This is a genomic window from Pseudonocardia sp. D17 (assembly GCF_036984265.1).
Taxonomy (GTDB): Bacteria; Actinomycetota; Actinomycetes; order Mycobacteriales; family Pseudonocardiaceae; genus Pseudonocardia; species Pseudonocardia benzenivorans.
On sequence record NZ_BPRG01000241.1, the window covers coordinates 20,776 to 32,131 of the forward strand.

Here is an 11,356-nt window from a genome sequence, read left to right on the forward strand (position 1 = left end):
CACGACGGGCGATCGGTTGCGGCCCTAGCCGCCCGCCAGGGCCTCCCGCACCGCGGCGGCGAACAGCTCGGGTGCCTCGACCGGCACGAAGTGGCCGACGCCGTCGACGGGCCGCACGTCGGCGGCGCCGAACCACTCGCCGACCCGGTCGGACCACTCCCGGGGGAACAGCGGGTCGAACTCGGGCCACAGGACGATCGCGGGCGTCGGGAGCGGGGTCTCGGGCGGCTGCTCGACGAGCGCCCGCGCCACCGTGCCCGATCCGCCGCGGTACCAGCCCACCGACGCGGTGAACCTGCCCGGCGCCGCGTAGCGGGCGGTCAGGTGGTCGAGCCGGGCGTCGGACGGGGTGAACCCCGGTCCGCTCCAGTGGTTCCAGAAGTGCGCGAGATAGTCGCGCACGGCGTCGGGCCTGCCGTCGACGAGCCGTTCCGCCAGTTCGAGCTGGTGGAAGGCCTGATACCAGAACTCGCGCTGCGCCTGCGGTTCCAGCACCCGACGTCCCGCGCCGGGCAGCGGCGGGGTGACGACGACAGCGCGCACCCGGTCCGGGTGTTCGGCCGCGAGCTGCTGGGCCACCCGGCTCCCGATGTCGTACCCGGCGACGACGGCGTCGGGGAACCCCAGCTCGTCGAGCAGCCCGACGACGCTGCGGACCTGGGCGGCCAGCGCGTGGTCGCCCCCCGGGTCGCGGTCGGATCCGCCGAACCCGCGCAGGTCCGGCACGACGACGTCGGCGTCGCCCGCGAGCAGTGCCGCCACCTCGGCGTGGTCGGTCCGGTCGCCGGGCCAGCCGTGCAGCAGGACGACCGGCGCACCGGAGCCGGTCCGGTCGTACTCGAGCGCGGCACCGTCGACGGGGGCAGAACGCATGGGCCGTTCCTACCCCTTGCCGAGCTGTGTCTTCTGCACCTTGCCCATCGCGTTGCGCGGCAGCGACTCGAGCACTCGCACCTCGCGCGGGCGCTTGTGCGTCGACAGCCCGCCCGCGACGTGCGCGACGAGCTCGTCGGGGCGGACGTCGTCACCGACGACGTAGGCGACGATCCGCTGGCCGAGGTCGTCGTCGGGCTCGCCGACGACCGCGGCCTCCCGCACCGACGGATGGTCGAGCAGCGCCGCCTCGATCTCGCCCGCGCCCACGCGGTAGCCGCCGGTCTTGATCAGGTCCACCGAGATGCGCCCGACGATGCGGTGCCGCCCGTCCTCGGCCACGACGGCGGCGTCGCCCGTGCGGAACCACCCGTCGTCGGTCCACGACGCGGCGGTGGCCTCGGGCAGGCCGAGGTAGCCGTCGAACATCGTGGCGCCGCGGACCTGCAGGTCGCCGACGGTCGCGCCGTCGTGCGGGACGGGGTCGCCGTGCTCGGTGCGCAGCCGTGACTCGACGCCGGCGACGGGGGTGCCGACCCATCCGGTGCGGACCGGGGCGTCGGCCCGCGCGGCGACGGTGATCAGCGTCTCCGTCATCCCGTAGCGTTCCACGGGGGAGCAGCCGCTGAGCGCGGTGAGGGTCTCGGCGACCCGGTCGGGCAGGCCCGCGCTACCGGACACCAGCAGGCGCGCGCCGGACAGCGCCCGCGCGGCGGCGGGATCGGCGGCGACGCGCGACCAGACCGTCGGGACGCCGAAGTAGAGGGTGCCGCCCGCGGCGGCGTAGGCCTCGGGCCTGGGGCGCACGGTGTGCACGAGCGGGGAGCCGTGGCGCAGCGCGCCGAGCGTGCCGAGCACCAGGCCGTGCACGTGGAAGAGCGGGAGGCCGTGGACGAGGGTGTCGTCGGCCGTCCAGGCCCACGCGTCGGCGAGCGCGTCGAGGTCGGCGGCGATGGCCCGCCGGGACATGACGACGCCCTTGGGCTTCCCCGTCGTCCCGGAGGTGTACATGATCAGGGCTGTCGCGTCCGGGTCCGGCTCGGCGGGCAGGGCGCCTCCGCGGGCGGTCGCATCGACCGCCACGCGTTCCAGGGAGACGCCTTCGGTCGGCGGGCCCAGCCAGAGCGCGGCGCCGGAGTCGGCGAGCACGTGGGCGCGCTCGAACGTCCCGGCATCGGACGGCACGGGCACGACGGGCACACCCGCGAGCAGCCCGCCGACGACCGACACGACCGTCTCCAGGCTCGCGTCGCCGTGCACCGCGACGGCCGGGGCGCCCGCGATGCGTGCCGCGACGGCGGTGGCCGCGGCCCAGAGCTCGGACCGGCGCAGCGCCCGGTCCCCCACGGTGACGGCGGGCCGGTCGTCGCCACGGTCCGGGCCGAGCAGCGCGGTCACCGCTGCACCAGGTGCAGGACCAGACCACCGGTCGTCCGCCGGTCGGCGAAAGCGATCCTGGAGCGCCGCGAGCCCGGGCGGCCGTGGTCGTCGAGCAGCCCGACCCCCACCTTCCGCAACCCGTCGAGCCCGGCTTCGATGTCGTCCACGCGCACGGCGACATGATGCAGGCCGCCACCGGTGCGCGCCACGAACCGGGAGATCGCGCGGTTGTCGCCGGTCGTCGAGCCGGGCCCCTCGCCCGGACGTCCGTCCGAGGTCAGGATGTCCTCGAGCAGCTCGACGTCGGCACCCCCCCGGCGCAGGAACGTGACGAGCAGCGCACCGGCCTGCACCGGCTGCCCGCCGTGGGTGACGACACCGTAGGTGTCGCTGGAGAAGACCTCGGTCGGCGTCGTGAACTGGGTGTCGACCTGGCGGCTCTCGTGCCCGAACCCCAGCGCGCCGAAGACGGCGACGAGTGCCGCGGAGTCGCCCGTGGCGATGCCGATGTGGTCGAGGCCCGGCCCGTCGCCCGCGGCGACCGACGTGGGCCCGGCCACCCGCAGCGGCACCCCGCACACCGTGACGCGGCCGTCGGCGTCGACCGGGTGGCCGGTCCCGGCGAGGGCGTCGGCGAGCCCGGCGGGATCGTCGGAATGCACGGTGAGCAGGGTCGGGCCGGTGCGTCCACCGTCGGACCTGTCGTGCACCGCGAGCGCGACGTCGTCCAGGAGGTAGCGGCCGGGGCCGTCGCCGGGGAGCCCGAGACCGTCGCCCAGGAGTCGGTGCGTGGCCTCCCGGTCGGCGGACGCGATGTCGATGGTCAGCACGTCAGCGCATCCGGAACACGGGCGGTCGCTTGGCCAGGAACGCGTCGACCCCTTCGCGGTAGTCGTCGCTCTCGACGGCGCGCAGCGGCAACGACGACGCCTCCTCGTCGGGCACGTCCTCGCCCGCGACGATCTTCTCGATCAGCAGCTTCGCCCCGCGGACCGAGACCTGCGACCGGCCGGCGATCGTCGTCGCGAAGTCGGCCGTGGTCTTCTGCAGGTCGGCGGGCTCGACGAGCCGGTCGATCAGGCCGACCCGCAGGGCGTGCGCGGCGTCGACCCGCTCGCCGGAGAACAGCAGGTACTTGGCGAAGGCGGGGCCCGTCGTCGCGACGAGGCGACGGGTCGAGTCGAACCCGTAGACGATGCCCAGCTTGGCCGGGGTGATCGCGAACTCCGCGGACGAGTCGGCGAAGCGCATGTCGCAGGCCAGCGCCAGCTCGCAGCCGCCGCCGATGCAGAACCCCTGCACCATCGCGATCGACGGCTTCGCCATGCCCGACAACGCGTGTGCCGCCGCCTCGACCCGTTCCCCGTAGTCGCGGGCACTCTCGGCAGTCGCGCGGCGAGTGCGGAACTCGCCGATGTCGGCGCCCGCACAGAAGTGCGGCCCGGCGCCGCGCAGCACGAGCACCTTCACCGACTCGTCGGCGTCCGCCTCTGCGGCCAGCGCCGGGATCGACGACCACATCTCGTGGGACATGGCGTTGCGCTTCTCGGGCCGGTCGATCACGAGCTCGGCGACGTCGCCGTGCCGGTCGAGGCGAAGTCCTGCCATCAGTTCCGAACCTCCGTCTTCTCCTCGACGACCCCGTCGGCGACGAGGGCGTCGATCTCCGCGTCCGTACGGCCCAGTCCCCGCAGCACCTCGCGGGAGTGCTGGCCGAGCAGTGGCGCGGGGGTCCGCACCGACGCGGGCGTCTCCGACATCTTCGCGGGCACCCCCAGCGCGTGCATGGGCCCGATCACGGGGTGCGTCACGTCGAGGACCATCTCCCGAGCGGCGACCTGGGCCTGCGCCAGGGCCTCGCTGTAGGTGAGGACGGGCCCGCCCGGCACCCCGGCCCGGTCGAGCGCGGCGACCCAGTGCGCGGTCGGCCGCGTCGAGAGGATCTCCTGCAGCTCCGCGGTCAGCTGGTCGACATGTCGCGGCCGGTCGCGCACGTCCTTGTACTCCGGGCGGTCGCGCAGGTCGGGCCGTTCGAGCACGTCGTCGCAGAGGCGCTGCCAGAGCCGGTCGTTGTTCGCCCCGACGGTGACGTACCCGTCCTGGGTGCGGAACGCCTGGTAGGGCGCGTTGAGCCGGTGCCGGCTGCCCTCGGGGCGCGGCTCCTCGCCGTTGCCCCACCACGCCCCGGCCTCCCAGACCGTGAGCGCGAGCCCCGCGTCGACGAGCGCGACGTCGATGTACTGCCCGCCGCCCTCGCGGAGTCGTCGGATGTACGCCGCGAGCACGGCGGTCGCCGCCGTCATCCCGGCGACGAGGTCGTTGACGGCGACGCCGAACTTGGCCGGCTCCCCGCCCGGCTCGCCGGTCATGCGCAGGAAGCCCGTCATGCCCTGGGCGATGATGTCGAACCCGGCGCGGTGGCTCTCCGGGCCGGTCTGCCCGAACCCCGTCACGGAGCAGTAGACGACGTCGGGATTGAGCGCCCTGGCCGCCGCGTAGTCGAGACCCAGCCTGGCCATCACGCCGGGCCGGAAGTTCTCGACGACGACGTCCGCCCTCGCGACGAGGTCGCGGGCGACGGCCCGGCCCTCCTCGCGGGACAGGTCGAGCGCCAGTGAGCGCTTGTTGCGGTTGGGCATCGCCGACGGGTAGCTCTCGCCGTTGACGAACGGCGCCATGTGCCGGGACTCGTCGCCCGTGCCGGGCCGCTCGATCTTGACGACGTCGGCGCCGTAGTCGGCAAGGATCATCGTGCAGTACGGCCCCGACAGGTAGCGGGTGAAGTCGACGACGACGACGTCGGTGAGCGGTTGCAAGAGGGCTCCCCCCATCTCGACCTTCAGGCGGCGGCCCCACGGTGGCACAGGAACGGCACGAGGATGCAGCTCAGCGACGTCGTCACGGTCGATCAGGTCGACCCGACGCAGGTGCTCCGCATCCACTGGACGACGGCGCGTGGTACCGGGCCTACGTCGCGGCGGGCGAAGAGGCGATACTCGCGCTCCACCCCGCCGACGAGCGGGTCCGCCACCTTCCGGAGGAGCTGATGCCATGACCGCGCCGGACCCGCGCTGCTCGTTCTGCGGCAGGGGCGCCGACGAGGTGCACCGCCTGGTCGTCGGCGTCGACGCCGCCATCTGCGACGAGTGCATCCGCACCGCGAGCCAGGCCGTCGAGGAGGCCGACGAGCAGCCGTGAGCCCGCGGGGTCAGCGGGCGTTGTGGAAGATGATCCCCAGTACGTGCCGGTCGCCGCTGTGCACGGCGCTGACCCCGTGCCGCAGCTGCACCTTGTGGAACCCCCGGCTGCCCCGCCGCGGCCGGTGCCGGACCGGGAAGATCACCGCCTCGCCCTGGCCGGGGCGCAGCACCGTCGCGCGGGACTGCTGGCGGGGCCGCTGCTCGACGAACACGCTCTCGCCGCCCGTGAAGTCCTCGTCCGGGCGGCCCAGCATGATCAGGAACTGCAGCGGGAAGGTCACGTCGCCGTAGACGTCCTGGTGCAGGCAGTTGTAGCCCCCGGGGCCGTAGCGCAGCAGCAGTGGCGTCGGCCGGTCCTGACCCGCCGCGGCGCACCGGGCGAGCAGACCGTCGAGGTCCTCGGGAAAGGTCTGCTCGCCCAGCAGGGGCGCCCACCGGTTCGCGATCGCGGCCAGCGGCGGGTAGAGCTCCTTCCGCAGCGTCTGCACCAGCGGCGGGAGCGGATCGGCGAAGTAGCGGTAGCTGCCCTCGCCGAAGGCGTGCCGGGCCATGACGACGGTGCTGCGGAAGCGCGCGTCGTCGTCGAACATCGCGACGATGTCCGCGCACTCCTTCGGGGTCAGCAACGGGCCGGTCGTCGCGACGCCCTCCTCGTCGAGGGCGTGGGCGATCGCGGGCCAGTCGAGCTGCACGGGTGTGCCTCCGTCCGGTCGGGTGCCGTGCAGAACCCCGCCGGCCCGGTTCCGTTGCACCCGGCCGTGACGCTGCGGTGCCGTGACGCTGCGGTCAGCGCGGCCGCTGGAAACTGACGGACTCGGGGCGGACGACGAGCACGACGCGGTCGGCCGCATCGGCGGGCGGCCTGGGTGGACGCGAGTACCGCTGCGCGAGGGTCACGTAGAACGCGCCGGTCGGGTCCTCGTCGACGCGCTCCACCGTTCCCCGCACCTCCAGGTACCGCGACGGGTTGTCCGGGTCCACGACCGACATCGCGACCCGCGGTTCCGCGGCCACGTTGCGGAACTTCGCCCGCCTGCTGGTGTGGGTGAACAGCAGATGGGTGCCGTCCCAGAGGAACCACATGGGGTTGACCTGCGGCGCGCCGTCGCGCCGGGCGGTCGCGAGATGCCCGAGGAGCGGTCGCTCCAGCAGGTCGGCGAACTCGGTGGGGACGACGTCGGTCATGCCGCACGCTCCGGGGTCTCGTGGCCGACGCGGCTCATGTCGGGGTAGCGCTCGCCCGCCGGGCGCAGCGCGTCCAACCGGGCGACGTCGGCGTCGGTGAGGGTGACGTCGAGTGCCGCGGCGTTCTCCTCGAGGTACTCGATGCGCTTGGTGCCGGGGATGGGGACGACGTCGTCGCCCTTCGCGAGCAGCCACGCGAGCGCCACCTGCCCAGGGGTGACCCCGTGCTCCCGCGCGACCTCGGCGACGGTCTCGACCGCGGTGAGGTTGCGGGCGAGGTTCTCGCCCTGGAAGCGCGGCATGGTGGCGCGCATGTCCTTGTCGCCCAACGGCGTATCCCCCGACACGCGGCCGGTCAGGATCGCGCGGCCCAGCGGGCTGAACGGGACGAGGCCGATGCCGAGCTCACGGGCCGTCGGGACGACGTCGTCCTCGAGCTCGCGGGTGAACAGCGACCACTCCGACTGCAACGCGGCGATCGGGTGCTCGGTGACCGCCCGGCGCAGGGTCGGCGCGGTGGCCTCCGACAACCCCAGGTGTCGGACGAGCCCGGCCTGCACCAGCTCGGCCATCGCTCCGACGGAGTCCTCGATCGGCACCGTCGGGTCCGGGCGGTGCAGGTAGTAGAGATCGACATGGTCGACGCCGAGCCGGCGCAACGACGCCTCGCAGGCCTCGCGGGCTCGCTCGGGGCGGCCGTCGAGCCCGCCGGGCCGGCCGTCGGAGCCGACGACGATGCCGAACTTCGTCGCGAGCACGACCTCGTCGCGACGGGTGCGCAGGACCTCGGCGAGCAGCTCCTCGTTGTGCCCGCTGCCGTAGACGTCGGCGGTGTCTAGGAACGTCACGCCGATGTCGATGGCGCGGTTGAGGGTGGCGAGCGACGCGTCGCGGTCGGCGGGGCCGTAGGCCTGGCTCATGCCCATGCAGCCGAGGCCGAGCGCGCTGACGGTCAGGGAACCGAGGGTTCGGGTGGGAAGGGGCACGTCCGACCACGCTATGCCCACCCGGCGCACCCTGCGGGTGTGACGCCCGTCTCCCGAGTGGGTGTCGCCGTGTCGGGCCAGAATCGTCGGGACGTCGAGGTTCGAGGAGGAACCGTTGATGGCCGAGCCGATCGTGTTCGACATGCCGCGTACCGACCGCGTGGTGCAGGGGGCCGGTGCCGTCCACGCGATCGGCGACGAGCTGCGGCGCCGCGGCCTCTCCCGCGCCTACCTGGTCACGGGCCGGACCGTCGGCTCGAGCGCCCACTTCCGCGACCTCGTCGACGAGCTGGGCGACTTGGCGGTCGGCGTCTACGACCGGGTGCTCGCGCACAACCCCGTCGACCGGGTCGCCGAGCTGGTGGTGCAGGCCCGCGAGTCGGGTGCCGACGTGCTGATCGCCGTCGGCGGCGGTTCACCGGTCGACGCCGCGAAGCTCGCCGCACTCGGTGTGGCGCACGGGATCACGACCGTCGAGGGGCTCGCGGAGTACGCGCTCGTCTTCGAGTACCCCGACACCGTGCGGATCCGACCGCTCGAGGCCACCCCACTCCCGACGTTCGCCGTCCCGACGACGCTCTCGGCCGCCGAGTGGGACGGCTTCTGCGGCTCGGTCGACCACGAGCGCGACACCAAGGACCTCACCTCGTACCTCGAGCTCACGCCGCAGGTCGTGTTCCTCGATCCCGAGTTCGCCGCGCACACGCCGCGCGACCTGTGGGCACAGACCGGCGTGCGCGCGCTCGACCACGCCGTCGAGATCTCCTACGCGAACAACGCGCATCCGTTCACCTCGGCCCTCACGACGGGTGCGCTGCGCCTGCTCGCCGCGAACCTGCCGCGCTCGGTCGCGGACCCCCACGACCACGAGGCCGCCCTGAACTGCCAGATCGCGGCCTGGATGTCGATCATCGGCGTGCACAACGTCTCGCTCGGGCTCTCGCACGCCATCGGCCACCAGCTGGGCGCGCTCGGCATTCCGCACGGCGTGACGTCGTGCATCATGCTGCCGCACGTCATGCGGTTCCTGGAGCCGGTGACGCAGGAGGCACAGGCACGCATGGCGACCACGCTCGTCGAGGCCGGCGTCGCCGCACCCGGCGAGGCGGCCGCCGACGCGCTGGACCGGTTGCTCGACGACCTCGGCGTACCGCGTCGCGTCTCCGACTACGGCATCTCGCGCGAGAAGATCCCGGTCGTCGCGAAGACGTCCATGGGCGACCTGGTGGTGCGCGAGTCGCCCCGGCCCGTCGACGAGGCGACCATCACCCGGCTGCTCGAGACGGTGTGGTGAGCGCGCCGGCGCCGAGCCCGAGCGCCTGCTCCAGGTCGGCCAACGCCTGCTCCGCGCTGGTCACCTTGATCGCGAGCATCCCCAGCGCCGCGGCCGGCTTGCAGTTGATGCCGAGGTCGTCGAGGTAGACGCACTCCTCGGGGCGGACCCCCAGCGCGTCGCAGGCCATCGTGTAGACGCGGGGGTCGGGCTTGCGGACACCCACCTTGCTGCTCTCGACGACGTGGTCGAACCGCGCCATCACCGCAGCGATCGCCTCGGCCTTCCGGGCGGTCGGCGACATCTGCGCGCCGTGCCCGGCCGGGACGTTGTTGGTGATGCAGCCGAGGCGGTAGCCCATGGCGCGCAGGCGGTCGAGCGCCTCGACGAGCGCCGGGCGCAGGTCGCCGGAGAGCAGGGCGAGCACGTCGCGGCCGGGGAGGTCGTAGCCGAGCGCCCGGGCCTCCTCGGCGAACAGCGTGTCGAACCGCGCCTCGTCGATCTCGGCGCGCTCGAACTGCGCCCAGGCGTTCGTGTCGGGGTTGACGGTGTTGATCCGGCGGACGAGATCGCGCGGCAGTCCGCGTTCGGCCTCCATGCGGTTGAAGGCGTCGAACGGGGACGTGGTGATCACGCCCCCGAAGTCGAACACGACGGTCGTGCGGGTCATCCGGTCTCCTCGTTCTTCGCGGCCTGCTCACGTGCGCGCTTGCGCCGCTTGCCCTCGTGCATCGCCTGGACCCGGGGCACCGGGATGGTGTGCCCGAGCTCGACGAGATCGTCGGGCAACGGCTGCGGCTCCGGCATCGCATCACGCCACGGGTCGGCGTCGCCCAACAGGTCCGCGACCGTCGCGACGGTGAAGTCACGCGGGTGCACGTCCCCGAGGTCGGACCACGCCACCGGGAACGACACCGGCAGCCCCGGCCGGGCGCGCGGGCTGTAGGCGGCGACGATCGTCGCCCCGCCGACGCGCGTCGGGTCCAGGAACACCTTGCCGTCCCGGTCGTCCTTGATGAACGCCGTCGTCGCGACCGACGGGTCGACCGCCTCGGCCCGGGCCGCCAGCGCGCGGGTGGCGGCGGCCGTGTCGTCGAACTCCGGGTCGCCGGCCAGCGGGACGACGATGTGCAGCCCCTTCGCGCCGCTCGTCTTCACCGCCGCCGACAGGTTCGACTCGGCCAGCGCCAGTTCGACGAGCCGCGCCGCCCGCACGACCGCGGCGAAATCGTCACCCTCCGGCGGGTCGAGGTCGAGCACCAGCTGCCGGGCGTGCCGGTCGCCCACACGCATCAGCGTCGGGTGGTACTCGATCGCGCGCTGGTTGGCGAACCACAGCAGGCCGCGCCGGTCGTCGACGAGGGCGTAGGAGACCTGGCGTTGCGACGTCTGCGCCCACACCGTCGTCGACCGCATCCACTCGGGCGCGTACTTCGGCAGGTTCTTCTGCATGAACGGCGGCGACCCCGGGCGGGCGCGGATCACCGAGAGCGGGCGGTCGCGCAGCTCGGGGAGGATGCGGTCCGCGACGGCGTAGAGGTGGTCGACGAGGTCGCGTTTCGTGGCTCCGGCGCCGTCGAACAGCGGCTGGTCGAGGTTGGTCAGCTCGACGCCGTCACGCGTCTCTGCGGGGCCGCGGACCATCGGGGACCTCCCGTGTCGGAGATGTCCGTTCCTACCAGGCCCGCTCGTGCGGCGCCGTCGCCCTGTCGTGGGCGAGCTGGCGGGCAAGGGCGGCGAATTGGGTCCAAAGACCTGCCGGGCGGCCGACCACAAGGCGCCGAAGATATTACGCTTTTCGGTGCAATGACTTCTTCTGCTCGGCTGATCGATGCGACGTGAGACGTCAATGTGCAGGCCAGAGCCCTGTCGGCGGTGTGACGCGTGGCGGTGGGAGAGGTTGCGTCGATATCCGACGAACTTCGACCGCCGTACGGCGCAACTTTTCACGGCGTCGTAACAGGAGTTTTTCAGGGAACGACCGAGTGGCAATCGGAGTGACGCACTCCCCTCGACTTCTCCGAAAACAACGACGACCCCGGCCCCGACCGGGCGTCTCATCCGGAAGGACCACTCGGTGCACAAGAACCTTCGTCGCAGTGCCTACGTGGCGGCTCTCTCGAGCAGCCTCTTGTTGATGGGCGGCGCGGTCGCCCAGGCCGCCGGACCGGGTGGGGGTGGCGGCCAGGGCGGCGGTAGCCAATCCGGTCAGCAGGGCGGCGGTCAGCAGGGCGGCGGTCAGCAGGGCGGCGGCCAGCAAGGCGGCGGCCAGGGTGGCGGCGGCCAGCAAGGCGGTGGCGGTCAGCAGGGTGGCGGCCAGCAGGGCGGCGGCCAGCAAGGCGGCGGCCAGCAAGGCGGTGGCGGTCAGCAGGGCGGTGGCGGTCAGCAGGGCGGCGGCGGTCAGCAGGGTGGCGGCCAGGGTGGCAGCGGCCAGCAGGGTGGCGGCGGCCAGCAAGGCG

The 11,356-nt window shown here is 73.3% G+C and carries 13 protein-coding genes; 2 read left to right on the top strand and 11 right to left on the bottom strand.

Going from position 1 to position 11,356, the window contains the following annotated elements; translation table 11 throughout:
- Positions 1 to 24: 24 nt before the first annotated feature.
- Genes PSD17_RS33510 through PSD17_RS33530 form a run of 5 tightly spaced genes read right to left on the bottom strand, consistent with a single transcriptional unit; the run spans position 25 to position 5,084 of the window.
- The gene (locus tag PSD17_RS33510; RefSeq protein ID WP_339126191.1) at positions 25 to 873 is read right to left on the bottom strand and encodes an alpha/beta fold hydrolase; all 849 of its coding nucleotides are present in this window, start codon (positions 871 to 873) and stop codon (positions 25 to 27) included.
- A 9-nt stretch (positions 874 to 882) separates the two neighbouring features.
- On the bottom strand, positions 883 to 2,271 hold the full coding sequence (locus tag PSD17_RS33515; protein ID WP_339126192.1) for an acyl-CoA synthetase: 1,389 nt from the start codon (positions 2,269 to 2,271) through the stop codon (positions 883 to 885).
- The gene (locus PSD17_RS33520) at positions 2,268 to 3,083 is read right to left on the bottom strand and encodes a VOC family protein (RefSeq protein WP_339126193.1); all 816 of its coding nucleotides are present in this window, start codon (positions 3,081 to 3,083) and stop codon (positions 2,268 to 2,270) included. The genes PSD17_RS33515 and PSD17_RS33520 overlap by 4 nt, the downstream gene beginning before the upstream one ends.
- 1 nt (position 3,084) lies before the next feature.
- Entirely contained in the window at positions 3,085 to 3,861 is a 777-nt protein-coding gene (locus tag PSD17_RS33525) for an enoyl-CoA hydratase-related protein (protein ID WP_013672509.1), read from the bottom strand.
- The gene (locus PSD17_RS33530) at positions 3,861 to 5,084 is read right to left on the bottom strand and encodes a CaiB/BaiF CoA transferase family protein (RefSeq protein ID WP_339126194.1); all 1,224 of its coding nucleotides are present in this window, start codon (positions 5,082 to 5,084) and stop codon (positions 3,861 to 3,863) included. The genes PSD17_RS33525 and PSD17_RS33530 overlap by 1 nt, the downstream gene beginning before the upstream one ends.
- 220 nt (positions 5,085 to 5,304) lie before the next feature.
- On the opposite strand from PSD17_RS33530, the gene PSD17_RS33535 reads away from it, so the two are divergent.
- Positions 5,305 to 5,451, top strand: coding sequence for a ClpX C4-type zinc finger protein (locus tag PSD17_RS33535; protein ID WP_013672511.1), 147 nt, complete (start codon positions 5,305 to 5,307; stop codon positions 5,449 to 5,451).
- Positions 5,452 to 5,461: 10 nt separating this feature from the next.
- Here PSD17_RS33535 and PSD17_RS33540 read toward each other — a convergent pair whose 3' ends face one another.
- The 3 genes from PSD17_RS33540 to PSD17_RS33550 all read right to left on the bottom strand — a co-directional run bounded on the left by PSD17_RS33540 (position 5,462) and on the right by PSD17_RS33550 (position 7,624).
- A complete protein-coding gene (locus tag PSD17_RS33540) occupies positions 5,462 to 6,145 on the bottom strand; it encodes a 2OG-Fe(II) oxygenase (RefSeq protein WP_339126195.1) in 684 nt (227 codons plus the stop codon).
- A 94-nt stretch (positions 6,146 to 6,239) separates the two neighbouring features.
- A complete protein-coding gene (locus tag PSD17_RS33545) occupies positions 6,240 to 6,638 on the bottom strand; it encodes a PPOX class F420-dependent oxidoreductase (protein WP_013672513.1) in 399 nt (132 codons plus the stop codon).
- Complete coding sequence (locus tag PSD17_RS33550; RefSeq protein ID WP_041760296.1) at positions 6,635 to 7,624, bottom strand: aldo/keto reductase; 990 nt, start codon at positions 7,622 to 7,624, stop codon at positions 6,635 to 6,637. Before PSD17_RS33550 ends, PSD17_RS33545 begins: the two co-directional genes overlap by 4 nt.
- Positions 7,625 to 7,742: 118 nt before the next feature.
- Between PSD17_RS33550 and PSD17_RS33555 the strand changes: the two genes are divergently transcribed.
- Complete coding sequence (locus PSD17_RS33555) at positions 7,743 to 8,918, top strand: iron-containing alcohol dehydrogenase (RefSeq protein ID WP_339126196.1); 1,176 nt, start codon at positions 7,743 to 7,745, stop codon at positions 8,916 to 8,918.
- Here PSD17_RS33555 and PSD17_RS33560 read toward each other — a convergent pair.
- From PSD17_RS33560 to PSD17_RS33570, 3 genes are all read right to left on the bottom strand, one after another.
- On the bottom strand, positions 8,890 to 9,567 hold the full coding sequence (locus PSD17_RS33560; protein ID WP_013672516.1) for an HAD-IA family hydrolase: 678 nt from the start codon (positions 9,565 to 9,567) through the stop codon (positions 8,890 to 8,892). The two genes, PSD17_RS33555 and PSD17_RS33560, sit on opposite strands and share 29 nt — an antisense overlap.
- On the bottom strand, positions 9,564 to 10,541 hold the full coding sequence (locus PSD17_RS33565) for a DNA polymerase domain-containing protein (protein WP_339126197.1): 978 nt from the start codon (positions 10,539 to 10,541) through the stop codon (positions 9,564 to 9,566). The genes PSD17_RS33560 and PSD17_RS33565 overlap by 4 nt, the downstream gene beginning before the upstream one ends.
- 202 nt (positions 10,542 to 10,743) lie before the next feature.
- Positions 10,744 to 11,356: hypothetical protein (locus PSD17_RS33570; RefSeq protein ID WP_339126198.1), on the bottom strand; the 613-nt coding region annotated here is incomplete at its 5' end.